Raw genomic sequence first — 17,719 nt, 5'->3', positions numbered from 1 at the left:
CACGCGTGCGGGGCCCGGAAAACCGGCCCGGGAGACACCGGGAGCGGAATTCCAGCCCCCCGTCCGTCCGGGCGTGGGCACTCCTTCCGGCCACGGGGTGGCCACCGTGGGATTCGTGACCACGCTGCCCCAGGATGCCCGCCTTCGCCCGTACACCGCCGACGCTCGCTCGCGCCCTCCTGCTGGGCTGCCGGGCGGGCCTGCTCGTCTTCCTGGCGCTCTACACGCTCTGTGCCCTGCTGAACATGCAACTGGGTTACCAGGGGAACGAGAGCCACGTCGTCACGGAGTACGTGTGGAACGCGTGGCGGAGCGTGGCGCTGTGGCAGGTGGCGCGGCTGATTGGCGCGTACTGCGTGGTGGGGCTGGTGCTGGGGGCGCTGCTGGGGGCCGGGCTGTGGGCGGCGGAGCGCAGCCGGCGCGCGGTGTTCTGGCTGAGCGGCCTGGGGTGCCTGGTGGTGGAGGGCTTCCTGGTTGCGGGGGACATGGCGAGGCATCCGCACCTGTACGCGGCGACGCTGTACGAGCGCTCGGAGGTGACGGCGGCGCTGCTGCGAGGGCTGAGCGGCACGCAGCCGTCAGGTTGGACGTTCGCGGCGTTGGTGCTGCCGGTGATGAGCGTGCTGGCGGTGGTGGGACGGTGGCTGGCGGAGTCGACCCGCTGGCGCGGCGTGCTGGGCGGCGTGACGGCCGCGGCGGCGGTGGCGGGCTTCACGGGATTGGGGCTGACGCGGACGGAACAGGGTCCGGAGTCCACCGTGCGTGCGCGACCGAACCTGCTCATCCTGGCGTCGGACGGGCTGCGGCCGGACCATCTGTCGGGCAACGGCTATTCGCGGTCCACGTCGCCGAACATCGACCGGTTGATGGAGGAGGGCACGCGCTTCAACGACACGGTGGTGCAGGTGCCGCGCACGGCGCCGTCATGGACGACGCTGCTCACGTCGCAGTACGCGGGCGAGCACCCGGTGGTGCACACGCTGGTGGGGCGCGAGGCGCGTGAGACGAAGCTCACCACGCTGGCGACAGCGCTGGAGGCGCAGGGGTACCGCACGGCGGTGGTGGCGGACTACGCGGGGGACCACTTCTCGCGGTTTCCGTATGGCTTCCAGCGGGTGTCCGCGCCGGACTTCCGCTTCCCGGACCTGGTGCGGCAGCGGATGTTGATCACCCATGTGGCGCTGCTGCCGTGGACAGCGCTGGCGCCGGGGCTGTTCAAGGAGCGGGGCGAGTTCCCGGAGCTGACGGACCCTGCCCCGCTGCGCACGCGGGTGCGGCATGTACTGGACGGGCTGCCGGAGGACGCACCGTTCGCGCTGGTGGTGTTCGCGTCGTCCACACACTTCCCGTACGCCGCGCCGTGGCCGCTGGAGGGCAAGTACGTGGAGCGGGGGTATCGGGGGCCGTGGCGGTTCGGTGCGACGCCTCGGATGGAGGTGGATCCGGATGCGCCCGCGACCACGCCGGAGGACGTCGCGGCGCTGGGGGCGAACTACGACGCGGGGGTGCGCACGTTTGATGGGCTCGTGGGGAACGTGCGTGCGGACCTGGAGCGGCAGGGGCGGTGGGACGACACGCTGGTCGTGCTGGTGTCGGACCATGGCGAGCATCTGGAGGACGAGGGGCTGGGTCAGGGCCACGGCGACCACCTGTGGGGCAGCGCGGGGCTGCGCATCCCGTTCGTGGTGCGGATGCCCGGGCAGGTGGCATCCGGGCGGGAGGTGACGCAGCGGGCGCGCTCGTTGGACGTGGCGCCGACGGTGTTGGATTTGCTGGGCGTGCCCGCGCCGGAGTCGTTCCGGGGGCGCTCGTTGGCGCCGCTCGCGCGGCCGGGTCCGGAGCCCAAGCAGCTACCGGATGTGCCCGCGTTGATTGAAACGGATGTCTGGTTCAGCGACAGGGATGGGCAGCCGTACCAGACGGTGCGCATGCCGTATCCGTGGCTCTATGAGATTGCGATGGTGGAGGGCGACACGGGGGAGATTGCGCTGAAGCCGGAGTGGGAGGGCCCGGTGCGCCGGGCGCGGCACCGGGGGTTGTATCTGGGCCGGTGGAAGTTGCTGGAGCTGCCCACGCCGGATGGGGTGCGCGTGCAGCTCTTCGACACGGTGTCGGATCCGTCGGAGCTGCGGGACGTGGCCGGGGACCATCCGGACATCGTGGCGACGCTGCGGGCGAAGCTCGCGGCGGAGTTGCCGGATGCCGCCGGTGAGGCTCGCGGTGCCTTGGGCCCCTGAGGGCTTCAGGGCCCGGCGAGCACGGACTCTGGAGAACGGGCATCCATCCGCCGCAACGCCATCACTGTTCCCACGAACGCCAGTGAGCACACCCCCAGCAGCGTCACGTGGACGGAGGCCGGCAGCTCCGTGGTGGACGGCGCATAGCGAGACAGCAGGAACGACGTCAGGTTGTTGAAGACGTGGACGAAGATGGGCAGCCGCAGGCTTCCCGTGCGCTCCGCGAGCCAGCCCAGGAACAAGCCCATCATCAGGGCCATGGGGCTGTGGATGGGGTCGAAGTGCAGGATGCCAAAGAGCGTGGCTGCGCCCGCGATGCCCGCCGTGCGTCCCCAGCGTTCTACGAGCCGCGTCTGCACGTAGCCCCGGAAGAAGAGTTCTTCCGCGGTGCCCGCCACCAGCGCGCCGAAGAACAGCAACGCCGCGAAGGTCACGAACGAGCCCTGACTCGCGGACTGCAATCCCTTCAGCGACGCCGCGTAATTCCATACGCCCGCGAGCACCGACAAGCTCTCCATCGCTTGCCCCATCGTGAAGCAGCCCACCAGCGCGGCCACCCAGCCCCAAGCAGGTATCGGCGTTCCCGCGTCCAGGCGCAGCCGCTGCCTCAACGGCGTGGGGGACAAGAACCCGCCCAGGAGCGCAGCGACCAACCCCAGGCAACTGGACGTCATCACGGCCGCGACCATCAGCCAGGGCATCAACTTGAGTTTCTCCGTCAGGGCCTGGATGGCTCCAGTGTCCTGCGGGCTCACTCCCGAGCGGAGCATCTCCATCGCCATCGCGATGCTGGCGGAAATGACGCCCCCGACGACGATGGCCGTCACCAGGAGCGCGAACGCAACCAGGACCGTCCACACGCGCGGCGGCGACGTGGGGACCGGCGAATGGGCGGCGGAGGACAGGTCGGAAGGTGAATCCATGGCGAGCGATGGTAGCGCCCAAGTTTGCGCGAGAGGAGAAGGACCTCGTCACCGCGAAGTTCAAACTATCGAGGTGCATGGCCATGGTCCGCGACGACCGCATCCGTGACACGCCTACGAACTCAGCCCTCGGCCTGCTGGGGCGGAGGAACCGCCAGGAGCGTGCACACAACGAGCAGCGCCGCGTGCAAAGAGGTCGGGTACTCCGCCGACGGCAGCGCGTAGCGGCTGAAGCGGCAGGACGTCCCGTTGTTGAGCATGTAGACCAAGATGGGCAGTTGCACGCTGCAGTCAGGTCCACCGGTCAGCTTCAAACATGGCCATCCCCTCCATGTCTATCAGCGGCCCGACCGTCCCCTATGCCTGCTCGCTCAATTATGGGACGAGATCAAGTCTCCAGGGAGATACCACTCCGCCGCCCCCTCGACGCTACTGCACGCCCCCAGCGGGGAGCGACTCGTCACGACATGACTGTTCGATTCTACCTGCTATACTAATCGAATGGTACGCAGAAACCGTGAGCGCCAAGAACAACGAATAAACCGAGGAACATTCAGGCCGCAGACGGATGAGCGACTCAATGCTCCTGTTCCGTCGCTACTACTGGCCACGGACAACGTTCTCCTTGACCTTCTGCCGCGAACGAAGGTGGAGATCATTGTCGCGGACCACATAAAATGGCGTATTTTCAGAACACGCGATGAGATTCGCGCCGAAGACTGCGCAGACTACAACACAGCAGTTTTTGTTGACCGCCACTACCGACTTGCCCATCTACCTCGTGACTCGCACCATCCCCTAAGCCGATGGCCAGATCCTAAAATCTGGCAAGCGACGCCTGATTTTGCGGAACAAATCGGCGCACCGCACAATCAGATTCGAATTACGGGCACAGCCGGCCCCCATGAGTGCGTGATATTGCATCTGGCCGGTATCTACCCATCAAGTCTATTCATTGGCGACATTTATCTCGCCAACCCAAGAATCATCGCGACTCGCCCCATGGGCCGAGACCAGAAATTTGCGGGACTCGGGAATGGAATCTTTCCTGACTTTCTTAAGCGACTCACCAACCTAAGCAGAAGCCTGGGATTCAACACGATTCGAGCACATGCAGTAGACTCCGTGCGCGCATCCGTATTTCAGAAAAGGGGATTCGTGCTAGACGATCTTGACCCTTTTCTCTTACAGGCGGCAGTGTTCAATGGATGCCAAATTCCACTGAAAATTGAAATGAGCAGCAACCCACCATAGCGAAACACCGCCCAGACTGAGGTCACTCGCATAGCGGGCTGTCCCCGACTTGTAACCAGAGAAGTATGAATGCGACGTATTGGTGCGCAAATTCGGGCGAGTGCGCTGCGAGAGTTTTAAGAACGAACTGCTCGTCACCTTCTCGCGCAAGGGGCGAGGGGTGTACCCCTCCTGCAACGCGAAACGGGGTGCGGTTGCAGACGAGCGCGAATGGAGTGCCCTACCGCACGATGCACAAGGTGCTCGACACGGGCATGACGCAGGTGGAGGGCCAGCCCGTCACTGTCAGTGGCACCTTCACCCAGCCCGTCGCGACAGGCACCGTCGCGGTGGACTGGAGACGCTCGGACTTCGAGGCCATGCACACCCAGGTGAACCCGGGCGCGGTCAGCACGTACAACGAAATCTGGATGTCCGCCCGGCCGGCCGCGCTGGGTTCGGCGCTCGCGTCCATCAGCGGGGCGCCCGTGCTCGTGAAGCTCAATCCCGACACGCAGCGGACGGACTCGTCACGGGGAACATGCCCTACAACAACCCGCTCCCTGCGACGTGGCAGAAAGTGGCGCTGGCCGCCGCAGGCTTCACGAAGAGCTACGCGCTGGGAAACGCGGCGCGTTCCAGAACCTCACGGGCGTGGGACCGACGTCTCGCTGCGCTGGTCGAAGCCGCTGGTCGAAGCCCCTGGTCGAAGCCCCTGGTCGAAGCCCCTGGTCGAAGCCCCTGGTCGAAGCCGCTGGTCGAAGCCCCTGGTCGGCACGGCCACGAACTACGTGGTGAACATCTACCGGCTGGGCTCGAGCAACGATTTCACCGCCGCGACGCGGGTGGCGGCGCTGCACACGGCTTTCCAGAGCGTGTACCGGCCCCGGGCGTGCTGCAGGCGGGCCAGACCTACTTCGCGGAGATCCAGAACTGGTACCAGCCCGGCTCGGACCTCGCGACGAGCCCGTTCAAGCGCTCGCTGCCCCGAGGCCGCGCCAGCGTGCTCACCGGCATGTTCAGCCCGTAGCCGCTGAAGTCCCGGGAAGGAGCGCCGGAGCCCTGACGCCATCAGGCAGGGCTCCGGCCCCGAGGGATGTCTTCCGCAGCGACATCGATGGTGGCCCCGGGCATGTTTCGGTTCGCGACCCTATGGTTGCTTCCGCACGGCAAGGGTGATGGACGTCATTCCCCCCGAAGGCTGGAGCGTGACACGGCCCGCGGTGAAATCCTCCTCCCTGAACTGATACAGGAGGACACCGGTGATGGTGTCATTGACGCTGACATCACTGTCCCAGACGCGGAAGGCCCATGGCTCCGCGAGCAGACGACCCGCCGTGGCGGTGCAACCGCCCGAAGTCCACGCGGGCGTATAGCTCTCCACTTCCGGTGTGACGGAGGTCACCGTCGCCCCCGGGCACTGCATCTCCACGAAGACATCTGGCGCGGAGCCATCCGCATCCCAGGCTGTGCCATTGTTGCTAGCCGTGATTTGAGCGGACGTGGGCTGGACGAACCAGACACCCGCCGGATCCGCACCACACGTCTGCTCCGTCTTGCAGACCTGGGCCGCGTTGCACGCCTTGCACGCGGCCCCGGCCTTGCCACACGCAGAAGCAGTGTTCCCTGTCTGGCAGGTGTTGTTGAAACAGCAGCCCGTGCAGTTCGCCGCGGAGCACGTCACCGGGGGAGTGTTGTCCTCCCCCGGGTCGTCACCGCCGCCGCAACCCGCCAGGAACAGTCCCGCGACCACTGCCAACATCCGATGAGTCTTCATGCCTGTGTGACGCCCCAAGAGGTCGGTGTTCGGGGCGCAGGATGTCCAGACGGATGTCAGCTGTCTTTACCTCTCCCGGGGGATGGCGCTTTCAGGGCTCCCGGAAGAAGCTCCCTCAAGCAGGTGCGCGCGGGGATTTGAGGCAGTGGCCAGGAAGGAGCGGATGAAGGAGAGGACGCCGCGAGTAGACTTCCGCCGAGTTACACAGCAGGACGTTCGACTTCGACGTGTTGCGCCGAACGGGAGGTGCCCCTGAGCCCTCTTCCCTCCGGCTCCGGGCCTGCTTGCTCCCCATCCTGAGCGCGAATCACGGACTCCGGTTCAGCCCTCACGAGCCTTGCGCCGGTACTCGCCTGGAGGCACTCAGGTGCGCACACCGCGGAGATTTCACGCAGGGCGACGGCGGGAGTCGGCAAGATGCCGGCCATGAAGCGGACCCTGTGGCGTCGCGTGGGCCTGGCTGTCGCGGCCCTGTTGCTGGTGTTGGTCGTCGTCGCGGCCGTGGGGCTGAGCGACGTGAACGTACCGGAGACATCGCGCTTCGACGCCGACCTGGGCGCCATCCGGGCTCTGGCCGTCTCCACCGGCGCGCCGCTCCCCATCGCACTGCGCAGCCAGCACGTGGGCCGGGCCTCCGGAGTGCCCCACGCGCTCGTGGTGGCCGGCAGCGGCTTCGGAGAGCTCTCCTTCGACTTCAACGCGTACCAGGTCGTCTATGCCGACGGCCGCACGGTGCTGGTGGACGTCGTGAGCGACGAGAAGACGCAGCAGGCCCAGTTCCCCGGCTCGGAGTTCGACGCCGCGGCCTATACCCGGGTCCAGGAGGCGCTGCGCCGCGCGGACGCGACGGTCGTCACCCACGAGCACTTCGACCACTGCGCGGGCATCGCGCACTCGCCATACCTGGACGAGGTGGCGAGCAAGGTTCACCTCACGGACGAACAACTGCGCAGCCCGCTCGCGCAGGAAGCCGGCTTCACCGCGGAGCTGCGCGCCCGGCTCACTCCGCTCCAGTACGAGCGCCTGCACCTGCTGCGCCCCGGCGTGGTCCTCATCAAGGCCCCGGGCCACACGCCCGGCACCCAGCTGGTGTACGTGCGGCTCGTCGACGGGCGCGAGTTCCTGCTCGTTGGCGACGTGGCCTGGCACCAGGACAACATCCGGCTCCCGAGGAGGCACCCGCGGCTCACCAACTGGCTGGGCGGCGAGGATGCACAGGCGATGGCACACCAGCTGCGGTGGCTGCACGACCTGCTGCGCACCGCGCCCGAGCTGCACCCGGTGGTGGCCCACGACGGCGCGCAGATGCAGGACTACCAGCGCCGTGGGCTCATCCTGGACGGGCTGCTCTGAGCCATTGGCTTGGGCTGGCTTTGGAACGGCCAACCCGGTGACGACGCCGCCACCGGGGGCCCTCCGTCCTGTTACTTCGACAGGATGCGAAGCTCCTTGCCCGTCCCGCGCGCCGGATCTCCGAACGTGGCATCCGAGGCGCTGACGGTCCCTGTCAGCCCACCGACCACGTTCCAGAGCGTGTCGGTTCCGAACGCCACCGTCGTCGGCGTATCGCCCAGGGCATACGTCTGGCCCTCGGCGCAGACCCGGGTGAAGTCCTGCTGGACGTTGTATGCCGAGCGGTTGGGGTAGCCGACCTGCCGGTAGTAGCCCAGGTTCGCGCCACCGGAATGCGGATCACCGAAGGTCGCCGCGTTGAAGGTGATGCTGCCCGTCACACCCGGGATGAAGCGGAAGTGGCCGTTCGCTCCGTAGGCCACGTCGCAGGGCCCCGGCAGCTTGAAGGTGGCGCCGTCCGGAACGCCGACGTTGAAGGTGGCGATGTCGTATCCACCGGGCAGGTCCCTGGGCACGTTGATGGGCGTGTAGGGCTGCGGCCCCTGGTCCCAGCCCGTGACGACGAACATGAAGCGCGTGGGCAGCGACTGCTCGTAGAGCAGGAGGTTGTCCGCCGACGTGGTGCCAGCCAGCATGTCCAGGTTCGGCTCCTCCGCCGGAGAGGTGAACTCACCCTGCTGCTTCGCGGTGGCCAGGGCCTGGAGGTACCAATCACGCGCGATGGCCGGGAAGTACTTCAGTTCGAGCGCCCACAGATACGCCTCCTTGAGGATGTACAGCCGCGCCGACAGGGATTGCGTCGGCGCCAGCGTATTCAGGTAGGTGTAGACGCCGACGCCGCTCGACGTGGTGCTCGTCGAGTCGCGCTGGAACGAGAAGGAGAAGTCAAGCGACCCTCCGATGTACGTCTCTCCAGAGGCAGAGAGGCCCGGGGTCCCGACCTCCACTTCCTGAACGAAGCCGGCATAGGCGTTGACATCCAGGTGGACGCCGAAGCCCGAGGTCTCGCTGTTCGACACCCGGTACTGGCCGTCGCAGACCGAGCCGCCGCTCATGGCGAACTTGAGGTACTTCTGGCCATTGATGTTGGTCTCCGTGCCGTACTTCGCGACGACGGCGGCGACGTAGTTGTTGCCTTTGTAGAACTGGCTGAGGTCGGTTCCGTCTGGAGCCGTGAAGATCTGCTGGATCTCCGCCGGTGTCTTGCCGGCGGCCGCCAGCCTGTTCACGCACTCGGCATACAGGTTGAACATCCGGGCGTTGATTGCCGCCTCGGTGTAGGAGTCGACCACGCCGGGCGTGCACGCGTAGCTGAAGAAGTCACCCGCCGCGGTTTCATCCGCGTCCTTCGAGACGACGGGCCAGTGGGCCACGATCAACGGCGCCGGAGTGAACGAGGTGTTCTGGTTGAAGGCGAGGTTCGCCGCCGTGCCGTATTGGGAACGCAGCCAGAACAGCGACCGCCCGAAGTAGCACCCGTAGGGCCGGACCAGGTAGGGAGACGCGTCGCTGAGCGGGTAGTAGGGATGCCGGTAGGCCTTCGTCTGCACCTTGATGCTCTGGGCCGTGAACTTGCCGTCCTGCCAGGCGAAGCGCCCCGAGCCTCCGGCCTTCACGGAGAGGCCGAAGCTCCCGCCCGCCTTGAGGCCATCGAACGCGGCCACGGAGGCGGTCGCCCTCGAGGAGGTCTGGAATCCCAGGGTCGCGGAGAAGTTGATCTCATTCAAGACCACGTCTTCCTGGGTCGTGTTCATCTCGTAATCAAACATGTTCCAGTCGGCCATGCCGTCGGGGCTGGAGTTCCCCCAGACCTCCGGCGCCGGAATGGGCATGGGGAACGGGTCGCATACCGACGTGAGCAGACGCTTGCCCGCGTTCTCCTGCTTCGGCGGGTGGAGGGCGGTCTGCATCTTGAAGTCGCCATACTTCAGGGAGGACATCTGGATGGGCGAACCGATCGAGCTGGAAGCCTCGCGGACCCACACCATCCCCAGGATGATGGGGAGGGTGGTTGCGTCCTGGCTCGACGCTTCGGGGATGGCGCCGACCGAGAAGAACATCGAGAGAGGACCCATCGTGTCCTCTTCCGTGCTCGTGAATATCTTGCCGTACTCCTTCCAGACAGGCGCGGCGACCGACGCATTGAGCTGGCGCAGGGGCAGGATGTCTTGAATCACGGCGATGGAGATCGCGTTGCTCTTGTTGCCGTCGGCGAACAGGGCGACCAGTCGTCCAGCGGGATCCACGGCCAGGCTCGTCCCCAGGGCCTTGCGGCTCCTGGTCGAGTTGGGCCAGTTGAGGAGCATCGGCGCCGGCGGCGAAGCGCTGACGTTGGCGTGGCACGCGGCGTCCAGCGTCCAGGAGAAGGTGGTCGTGTTGGTATGGGTTTCATCCCACAGCGCCGCGATGACGCAGTTGACGGGAGCGTCGGTGGCGGTGGCTCCCGGCTGGGTGACGAGGATGGTGCGGACGTCGAGATGCGAAAGGTTCGAGGATGTCTGGGAAGGACTGGTGGCGGGGGCCGTCACGAACCAGGACGGGAGCTTGGAAACCCAGTTATTGGTGAACGGATTGTAATCACCCGTGTCCAGGACGAGGTGCCAGACCTGCAGCTGGTTGTGCGTGGAATCCCAGACGAGGTAGTTGAGCAGGATTTCCGTCGCGCCCTTGCCGGCGCACGCAGATACGCCGTGGGCGAGGATCTTCACGGGGGTCGCGCTGCCTCCCGCCGTCGTGGAGGGCAGCGAGACCTGGCACCAGTCCGTCGTGGAGCGAGTGGAGCCGGGGGAGACCCGCGTCGCGCACAGGAGGTTGTTCGAGGTGTCGATCCAGAAGATGTAGACGAGGTCGCGGTTCGCGACCACGCCAATGCGCTTCTGGGTCAGGAAGGCGAGGGAGGACTGCGTGGAGTCCTTCTCGATGGTGAAGTGGGTCCAGGGGTCCAGTCGTTTCGGATTCCCCTGGGGGCGGCTGAGGTAGGCGACGGTCGACGCGCTGAAGTAGCCCTGGAGCTTCTTGTCATCGTCGACTCCGACCAGGACCAGGGAGGAGCCGGTCTGGATGAGGCGGAACTCGCCATTGTCGCCGGAGACGTCGAGCGGCCCGGCGACAGGGATGCTGATGACCTCAGTGGTAGGGGGGATGAGAGGGACCTGCGGAGTCGACGGTGAGGAAGAGTTGGGCACGGCGGTTCCATCCTGTCGTGGGGGAGAGCTCGGATAGGGGATGCGGGCTCCGGGGACTCCAGCTAGCAACCGGAGGGCCAGCCGAAGATGCGAGCCCCCTCCCAGGGAACGCCCGGAGTTTCTTGCTCAGCGCCGCGACGTCCGCGTTCAGCGCGGACGCGAATGCGTTCCCCCGGATGCGGGGAGTCGCACTCGGGCACGTAGTACGATTCCTGCTTCGCGGATGTTTCGCGCTGGAGGAGAGCCGATTGCGGAACACCCTACGTGCCTGGAGCCTGTGTGTGTTGCTTGCCAGCGGCTGTGCGACGACGTCGGCGGTTCGTGAGTCGCCGCCCGTTCCCGACGTGGCCGCGCTGGATGCGGAAGCGGCTCGCGCGATGTCCGCGACTGGCGCGAAGGGGCTGGCCATCGCGGTCATCGACAACGGTCGTGTCGTCGCGACCCGGGCCTATGGTTCCCGTGATGCGAAAGGCGAACCGCTGCGCACTGACACGGTGATGTACGGCGCGTCCATCACCAAGACGGTCTTCGCGTACGTCGTGATGCAGCTGGCGGACGAGAAGCGCATCGACCTCGACACCTCCATCTCGAAGTACCTGGACAAGCCGCTGCCCGACTACCCGGACGAGAACCGCTATTCGACCTGGTCCCATCTGGCCGGTGACGAACGCTGGCGGGACATCTCGCCGCGCGTCCTGCTGACCCACAGTGCGGGCTTCGCCAACTTCGGATTCCTCGAACCGGACGAGCGGCTGCGGATCCACTTCGCTCCGGGCAGCCGCTTCGCGTACTCCGGCGACGGCATCATCCTGATGCAGTTCGTGCTCGAACGCGGGCTCGGGCTGGACGTGGGCGCGGAGATGCAACGGCGCGTTTTCGACCGCTTCGGCATGCGCACGACCAGCATGACGTGGCGGCCGGACTTCGCTCAGAACCTGGCCGACGGGTGGAAGCTCGACGGCAGTGTTGAACCGCACGACGAACGCAGCAGGGTGCGCGCGGCCGGTTCCATGGACACCACGCTCGATGACCTGTCGCGCTTCGCCGCCGCGCTGGTGAGTGGTGAGGGCCTGTCGCCGGAAACCTTCGCCTGGATGACCTCGCCGCAGCTGCCCATCACCACCCGAAGCCAGTTCCCTACCCTCCAGGACGAACTGCCGCCGGAGTCACGGCGCAAGGACCTGGCGGCAGGCCTTGGCGTGGTGGTGTTCGACGGCCCGCAGGGACGTGGGTTCTTCAAGAACGGCCACAACGACAGCACCGCCAACACCCTCGTGTGCCTGCCGCGTGGACGCCGCTGCGTGCTCATCCTGAGCAACGACGTCCGCGCCGAGCCCGCCTATCCCCACCTGGTGCGCTTCGTGTTGGGTGAAGCCGGGGTGCCCTGGGATTGGGAGTACGGCGACATGGCGTTCTGGGATGGCCGCTGAGCCTTCACACTTCTTCACCGCCAGCTCAAACCACCGCAACCGGCGGCTTCCATATTGGTTCCAGTCAAGCAGCGGGAAACGACACCCCCACTCCTGGAGCCGCACGCCATGAAGAAGACGCTCGTCATCGCCGGTACCGCCGTCGTCGCCGTCACCCTGCTCACCGGTTTCGGCTGGGGCCGCCATCACCGCGGCACGCCCGACCCGGCTCGCATCAACCAGATGGTCACCTGGAAGCTGGACGACAAGCTGGATGACCTCAACGCCACCGAAGCGCAGCGCTCCTCCATCCACGCAGTGAAGGACCGCCTCCTCAACGAAGGCCAGTCCCTCATGGAAGGGCAGCAGGCCGTGCGCACCGAGGCCGTCACCCAGCTGACGTCCGACGCGCCCGACGCCGCGAAGCTCCACTCGCTGGTGGACGCGCGCATCGACGCCGCTCGCGCCTTCGCCCACAAGGCGGTGGATGCCGTGCTCGAAGTCCACCGCACGCTCACTCCCGCCCAGCGCCAGACGCTCGCCAGCGAGTTCCGCGAGCGCACCGGCGAGAAGTAACGCCCTCCCACGGTGCGCGGCGCATGACACATTCCGTGCATCGCCGTGAACCTTCGTGGGCAGGAATGACGCACGCGGTTATGGTCGGACGGTGGATTACACCGACTACGCTCGACGCATCCGCTCCCACGCCTCCCTGGGGGAGCTCTCTGAATACGGCCAGGTACAGGAAGGGGGGCGCGACTATCCCCTCTTCCGCCTCATCGTCCCGGGCGACCGCTGGCTCGTCATCACGTCCGGCTTCCATGGGGAGGAGCCCGCCGGCCCGCTGACGCTCGCGAAGCACCTGCCGGACATCGTCGCGTACGCGAAGTCCAAGGGCGTGGGCCTGCGCGTCTACCCCTGCATCAACCCCTCCGGCTTCGAGGACGGCACCCGCTACAACCGCAGCGGTGAGAAGCCCAACAACGACTTCATGCGCTACGAGGTCGCCCCCGGCGAGTGGCGCGGCGAGCTCGTGGGTGACCCGTCCATCCTCCGCTGGGCCCTGTACGACGGCGGCCCCAAGGAGACGCGCGCGGTGCGCACGGACCTGGCGCGCTTCCCCGCTCCGGACGCCGCGCTCGACATCCACCAGGACAACTACCTGGGCGGCGTCGCCACGTACGCGTACGTCTTCGGGGACAAGGCCGCGTATCACCCCATGCAGGAGGCCGCCGCCGCGCATGCCACCGTGGTGAAGAGCCGCAAGGTGGATGACAACGCCTACGCCGACGAGCACGGCCTCATCGTCTTCCACGACGGCAGCGTCACCGACTGGTACATGCGACAGGGCGTGCCGTACACCGCCGCGCTGGAGACCACCACGCCCACGTCTCAGGATGCTTGCGACGCCGTGAACCTCATCTGGATCCGCGGCTTCATCGACCTGGCCGCGCGTGGAGAGGGCCCCACCCGATGATTCAACGTCCCCTGGGGAAGAGTGGCCTCACCGTGTCCGCGCTCGGCTTCGGCGCGGGGCCCGTGGGCAGTGAAGCGCTGAGCGACGCGGACGCGGAGGCGCTCCTCAACGGCGTGCTGGACGCGGGCATCACCCTCATCGACACCGCGCCCAGCTACGGCGTGTCCGAGGAGCGGATTGGCCGGTTCCTCGGTGCGCGCCGCCGCGAGTTCGTGCTGTCCACCAAGTGCGGCTACGGCGTGCCCGGCGTGGAGGACTGGACCCCCGAGTGCATCACGCGCGGCGTGGACCTGGCCCTCCAGCGCCTGCGCACCGACGTGCTGGACGTGCTGCACTTCCACTCGTGTCCACCGGACGTGCTCCACCGCCCGGGGCTCATCGAGGCGCTCACCCGCGCCGTGGAGGCGGGCAAGGTGCGCGCCGCCGCGTACTCGGGCGACAACGCCGGGTTGGACGCCGCGCTGGAGACAGGCGCGTTCGCCGTGGTGCAGACGTCCGTGAACCTCTTCGACCAGCGCTCGCTGGACCATGGCGTGGCGAAGGCCCTCGAGCGCGGCGTGGGCGTCATCGCCAAGCGGCCCCTGGCCAACGCGCCATGGCGCTTCCCGGGGCGCCCCTACGCGCACGACGTGGGCGAGTACTGGGAACGGATGCAGCGCATGGCCCTCCAGACGGACGGCCTGGACTGGCCGGAGCTGGCGCTGCGCTTCACCGCGTTCGCGCCGGGCGTGGCCACCTGCATCGTGGGCACCACGCGGCTGGACAACCTGCGCGCCAACGCACGCACCCTGGAGCAGGGGCCCCTCCCCGAGCCCACCGTTCAGGCCATCCGCGACGCCTTCCGCCGCAATGACACCGGGTGGGATGGCGTCATCTGACGCAGCCCGCCAGTCTGACGTTCCGTCCTTCAGCGAAGATTTCAGCGTCGGCAACTGCTCACTACCGACGTTTGTCTCGTCCATCCGGGTCGGGTGCTCAGCCTGGGGGCCATGGCAACCATCCGGTCCATGAACGTGATGCCAGAGTCTGAGAAGGATGGAGAAATGGTGGAGCTGCACCCCACCTCGCTGGATCTGAACCAGGTGGAGCCCACCCCGCAGGTGGTCAACTGGTTGCGCATGCGCGCGAGCCAGTGGCTCACCACGGCGCAGAAGGACTTCAACGCGGCCCTCTTCGCGCGGGACGGTTCGGAGGCGTCGTTCGACCGCTACTGCGATGCCCGCTCGGAGCTGGACTCCGCGGAGGCCTGGGCCCTGCGCGTCTCCGAGTTCGTGACGCTGGTGCGGTAGGAGCCGCGCGGTGTTGATGGGAGGCGGACGTTCGGTGTCCGCCTTTTCCGGAGCCACTGAGCGGGGCTGCTAGCCTTCCGCACCTCCCCTGGAGGAGCCCGCGGATGGCCTTCACGCTGAACGTCAACGGAGCATCCCACGTCATCGACGAGGAGGAGGACATCCCCCTTCTCTACGTGCTGCGCGACACGCTGCGGCTCAACGGTGCGAAGTACGGCTGCGGCGTGGGCCAGTGCGGTGCGTGCACCGTGCTGCGCGACGGGGTGCCGGTGCGCTCCTGCGTCGTGCCCGCGGTGTCGCTCCAGGGACGGGAGGTCACCACGGTGGAGGGGCTGCGCGCTCCGGACGGCACGCTGCACGCGCTCCAGCGCGCGTTCCTCACGGAGCAGGCCGGACAGTGCGCGTACTGCATCCCGGGGATGATCCTCTCCGCGGCGGGACTCCTGCGCCGGAGGCCCTCGCCCACCGAGGCGGACATCCGCACCGCGCTGGATGCGAACCTGTGCCGGTGCGGCTCGCACAACCGCATCGTGCGCGCGGTCCAGCGCGCGGCGGCGGAGCTGGCGGAATGAGCGCTCCGGTCTCCCGTCGCTCGGTGTTGAAGGGCTCGCTGGTGATGGCCTTCGCGCTCGCGGGGCCGGAGGTCGCGTGGGCCGCGCCCGGGCAGAAGAACGGCCTGCCCCAGGGCCTGGCGCGCACGCCCGGGCTGGATGCGTGGATCCGCATCGGCGAGGACGGCGTCGTCACGTTGATGACGGGCAAGGTGGAGCTGGGCCAGGGCATCCTCACCGCGCTGGGACAATTGTGCGCGGAGGAGCTGGACGTCGAACCGTCGCGGCTGCGCGTCGTGTCCGGGGACACTCGCCTCTGTCCTCCTGAAGGTCCCACGGCCGGGAGCATGTCCATTCCCAATGGCGGCGCGGCGGTGCGGCAGGCCTCCGCGGAGGTGCGCGCGCTGCTGGTGGACATGGCCGCGAAGAAGCTGCGCGTCCCGGCGACGCGGCTCACCGTCCGGGACGGCACGCTGCGGGACACGGGCGGACGCGCGCGCGTCACCTACTGGGAGCTCGTGGGAGGAAAGCGACTCCAGCGCGAGGCCACCGGGACCGTCGCGCCCAAGCCCGCCGCGCAACGCAAGCAGGTGGGCCGGTCCCTTCCCCGGATGGACCTGCCCGCGAAGGTGGTGGGGGAAGCGCGCTTCGTCCAGGACCTGCGATCCGACACGCTGGTGCACGGCCGCGTGGTGCGCGCGCCCACGCCGGGTGCATCACTGGTGGCGGTGGACTCCACGCCGGTGGCCGCGATGCCCGGCGTGCTCAAGGTGGTGCGGGACGGAAGCTTCCTGGGCGTCATCGCCACGCGTGAATGGCAGGCGGTGCAGGCCGCCGCCGCGCTGGCCGCCGCCGCGCGCTGGAAGGACGGCGCCCCCCTGCCCGAGGATCCACATGCGTGGTTGCTGGCACAGCGCACGCAAGACACGGTCATCCACTCCGTGGAGCGCCCCACCGACGTCGCGCCCGCGCGCACGCTGGAGGCCACCTATCGCCGGCCGTATCAGATGCACGCGTCCATCGGTCCATCCTGCGCGGTGGCGGAGTGGGACGGCGCCACGATGACGGTGCACACCCACAGCCAGAGCGTCTTCGAGACGGCCGAGGCCCTGGCGAAGATGCTCGGACTGACGAAGGAACAGGTGCACTGCCGGCATCAGGACGGCTCCGGTTGCTACGGCCACAACGGCGCGGACGACGTGGCGGCGGACGCCGCGCTGCTGGCCCGCGCCCTGCCCGGCCGCGCGGTGCGCGTGCAGTGGTCGCGCGAGGACGAACACACGAACGAGCCCTATGGCTCCGCCATGGTGACTCGGGTGCGCGCGGGCGTGGACGCGAACGGGGACGTGCTCGACTGGGATTACGCGCTGTGGTCCATGTCGCATGGGACACGACCCGGGGGCGTTCCTGGCAACCTGCTCGCGGGCCGTTCGCTGGCGAAGCCCTTCGCCCAGCCGACACCCAGGAACGGCGGGCCGCCGAACTACTCCGCCGACCGCAACGCCATCCCGCTGTATGCCTTTCCGGGGCAGGCCGTGACGACGCACTTCGTAACGGCGATGCCCCTGCGCGTGTCGTCCATGCGCGGCCTGGGTGCCTACGCGAACGTCTTCTCCATCGAGTCTTTCATGGACGAACTGGCGCACGCCGCGAACGTGGATCCCGCCGCGTTCCGGCTCCGGCAGCTTCGCGATGACCGGGCAAAGGCAGTCATCGTCCGCGCGACGGAGCGGTTCGGCTGGGAGCGATACCAGCGCAAGCCGCATCACGGACGCGGGCTCGCCTTCGCCCGGTACAAGAACCTGGCGGCGTACTGTGCGGTGTGCCTGGAGGTCGTCGTGCCTCCGGACACACTCGTGCCGCGCATGGTGCGCGCCGTCCTCGCCGCCGACGCGGGCGAGGTGGTCAACCCGGATGGACTGGCCAACCAGTTGGAGGGCGGGCTCATCCAATCGCTGAGCTGGAGTCTGAAGGAGGCCGTGCGATTCGACTCGCGGCGCATCCTGTCTCGCGACTGGGAGGGCTATCCCATTCTCACCTTCTCTGAAGCGCCGTCCGTGGATGTGCAGCTCATCGACCGGCCGGAGGAGCCGTTCCTCGGCGCGGGGGAAGCGAGCCAGGGTCCTTCAGCCGCGGCGCTCGCCAACGCCGTGTTCGACGCCACGGGCCTGCGCGTGCGGGACCTGCCCCTCACCGCGGAGCGACTGAAGGCCCTGAGACAAGAGGCAGCTAGAAACTAGAAGCGGCTGGCGTCGGGCGCTTGGGAGCGTGACGCCAGCCGCAAC

Annotated in this window: 14 protein-coding genes and 1 pseudogene; 11 read left to right on the top strand and 4 right to left on the bottom strand. The window is 67.7% G+C overall.

Going from position 1 to position 17,719, the window contains the following annotated elements; genetic code table 11:
* The first annotated feature begins 134 nt into the window (after nt 1-134).
* Nucleotides 135-2,237 (top strand): sulfatase, encoded by a 2,103-nt coding sequence (locus tag D7X30_RS29230; RefSeq protein ID WP_120566261.1) that lies wholly within the window; start codon nt 135-137, stop codon nt 2,235-2,237.
* A 5-nt stretch (nt 2,238-2,242) separates the two neighbouring features.
* Here the strand turns inward: D7X30_RS29230 and D7X30_RS29225 are convergent, their stop codons facing one another.
* On the bottom strand, nt 2,243-3,160 hold the full coding sequence (locus tag D7X30_RS29225) for a CPBP family intramembrane glutamic endopeptidase (RefSeq protein ID WP_120566260.1): 918 nt from the start codon (nt 3,158-3,160) through the stop codon (nt 2,243-2,245).
* A 122-nt stretch (nt 3,161-3,282) separates the two neighbouring features.
* On the bottom strand, nt 3,283-3,444 hold the full coding sequence (locus tag D7X30_RS42050; RefSeq protein WP_158619417.1) for a hypothetical protein: 162 nt from the start codon (nt 3,442-3,444) through the stop codon (nt 3,283-3,285).
* A gap of 364 nt (nt 3,445-3,808) precedes the next feature.
* On the opposite strand from D7X30_RS42050, the gene D7X30_RS41745 reads away from it, so the two are divergent.
* Nucleotides 3,809-4,414, top strand: coding sequence for a hypothetical protein (locus D7X30_RS41745; protein WP_147443351.1), 606 nt, complete (start codon nt 3,809-3,811; stop codon nt 4,412-4,414).
* 188 nt (nt 4,415-4,602) lie between these two features.
* Nucleotides 4,603-5,423, top strand: a pseudogene (locus D7X30_RS43875) (ABC transporter substrate-binding protein); the annotation flags it as partial.
* A gap of 120 nt (nt 5,424-5,543) precedes the next feature.
* On the opposite strand, the gene D7X30_RS29210 reads toward D7X30_RS43875, so the two are convergent.
* Entirely contained in the window at nt 5,544-6,155 is a 612-nt protein-coding gene (locus tag D7X30_RS29210; protein WP_120566258.1) for a hypothetical protein, read from the bottom strand.
* A 441-nt stretch (nt 6,156-6,596) separates the two neighbouring features.
* Between D7X30_RS29210 and D7X30_RS29205 the strand changes: the two genes are divergently transcribed.
* The gene (locus D7X30_RS29205; RefSeq protein ID WP_158619416.1) at nt 6,597-7,523 is read left to right on the top strand and encodes an MBL fold metallo-hydrolase; all 927 of its coding nucleotides are present in this window, start codon (nt 6,597-6,599) and stop codon (nt 7,521-7,523) included.
* Nucleotides 7,524-7,594: 71 nt separating this feature from the next.
* Here D7X30_RS29205 and D7X30_RS29200 read toward each other — a convergent pair whose 3' ends face one another.
* On the bottom strand, nt 7,595-10,708 hold the full coding sequence (locus D7X30_RS29200) for a hypothetical protein (RefSeq protein ID WP_120566256.1): 3,114 nt from the start codon (nt 10,706-10,708) through the stop codon (nt 7,595-7,597).
* A 122-nt stretch (nt 10,709-10,830) separates the two neighbouring features.
* Between D7X30_RS29200 and D7X30_RS29195 the strand changes: the two genes are divergently transcribed.
* The 7 genes from D7X30_RS29195 to D7X30_RS29165 all read left to right on the top strand — a co-directional run bounded on the left by D7X30_RS29195 (nt 10,831) and on the right by D7X30_RS29165 (nt 17,674).
* Nucleotides 10,831-12,138: a serine hydrolase gene (locus D7X30_RS29195; protein WP_233591849.1), complete on the top strand. Its 1,308-nt coding sequence runs from the start codon at nt 10,831-10,833 to the stop codon at nt 12,136-12,138.
* A 108-nt stretch (nt 12,139-12,246) separates the two neighbouring features.
* Complete coding sequence (locus tag D7X30_RS29190; protein WP_120566255.1) at nt 12,247-12,693, top strand: Spy/CpxP family protein refolding chaperone; 447 nt, start codon at nt 12,247-12,249, stop codon at nt 12,691-12,693.
* A 91-nt stretch (nt 12,694-12,784) separates the two neighbouring features.
* Nucleotides 12,785-13,594, top strand: a complete 810-nt coding sequence (locus D7X30_RS29185; RefSeq protein WP_120566254.1) for a hypothetical protein — start codon at nt 12,785-12,787, stop codon at nt 13,592-13,594.
* Nucleotides 13,591-14,472, top strand: a complete 882-nt coding sequence (locus D7X30_RS29180; RefSeq protein WP_120566253.1) for an aldo/keto reductase — start codon at nt 13,591-13,593, stop codon at nt 14,470-14,472. The genes D7X30_RS29185 and D7X30_RS29180 overlap by 4 nt, the downstream gene beginning before the upstream one ends.
* Before the next feature lie 165 nt (nt 14,473-14,637).
* Nucleotides 14,638-14,883 (top strand): FruA-associating protein, FapA, encoded by a 246-nt coding sequence (locus D7X30_RS29175; protein ID WP_120566252.1) that lies wholly within the window; start codon nt 14,638-14,640, stop codon nt 14,881-14,883.
* Nucleotides 14,884-14,987: 104 nt separating this feature from the next.
* Complete coding sequence (locus tag D7X30_RS29170) at nt 14,988-15,455, top strand: (2Fe-2S)-binding protein (RefSeq protein WP_120566251.1); 468 nt, start codon at nt 14,988-14,990, stop codon at nt 15,453-15,455.
* Entirely contained in the window at nt 15,452-17,674 is a 2,223-nt protein-coding gene (locus D7X30_RS29165) for a molybdopterin cofactor-binding domain-containing protein (RefSeq protein ID WP_120566250.1), read from the top strand. The genes D7X30_RS29170 and D7X30_RS29165 overlap by 4 nt, the downstream gene beginning before the upstream one ends.
* Nucleotides 17,675-17,719: the final 45 nt, after the last annotated feature.

It is taken from the genome of Corallococcus sp. AB011P (genome assembly GCF_003611605.1).
GTDB lineage: Bacteria > Myxococcota > Myxococcia > Myxococcales > Myxococcaceae > Corallococcus > Corallococcus coralloides.
The sequence above is the reverse complement of the archived record's forward strand: the minus strand, read 5'-3'. Positions and strand labels throughout refer to the sequence as shown.

Excerpts from the sequence above, each read along its gene's own strand:
- D7X30_RS29230 (WP_120566261.1), top strand. The coding sequence starts at position 135 with ATGCCCGCCTTCGCCCGTACACCGCCGACGCTCGCTCGCGCCCTCCTG.
- D7X30_RS29225 (WP_120566260.1), bottom strand. The coding sequence starts at position 3,160 with ATGGATTCACCTTCCGACCTGTCCTCCGCCGCCCATTCGCCGGTCCCC.
- D7X30_RS29210 (WP_120566258.1), bottom strand. The coding sequence starts at position 6,155 with ATGTTGGCAGTGGTCGCGGGACTGTTCCTGGCGGGTTGCGGCGGCGGT.
- D7X30_RS29205 (WP_158619416.1), top strand. The coding sequence starts at position 6,597 with ATGAAGCGGACCCTGTGGCGTCGCGTGGGCCTGGCTGTCGCGGCCCTG.
- D7X30_RS29190 (WP_120566255.1), top strand. The coding sequence starts at position 12,247 with ATGAAGAAGACGCTCGTCATCGCCGGTACCGCCGTCGTCGCCGTCACC.
- D7X30_RS29180 (WP_120566253.1), top strand. The coding sequence starts at position 13,591 with ATGATTCAACGTCCCCTGGGGAAGAGTGGCCTCACCGTGTCCGCGCTC.
- D7X30_RS29175 (WP_120566252.1), top strand. The coding sequence starts at position 14,638 with ATGGTGGAGCTGCACCCCACCTCGCTGGATCTGAACCAGGTGGAGCCC.
- D7X30_RS29170 (WP_120566251.1), top strand. The coding sequence starts at position 14,988 with ATGGCCTTCACGCTGAACGTCAACGGAGCATCCCACGTCATCGACGAG.
- D7X30_RS29165 (WP_120566250.1), top strand. The coding sequence starts at position 15,452 with ATGAGCGCTCCGGTCTCCCGTCGCTCGGTGTTGAAGGGCTCGCTGGTG.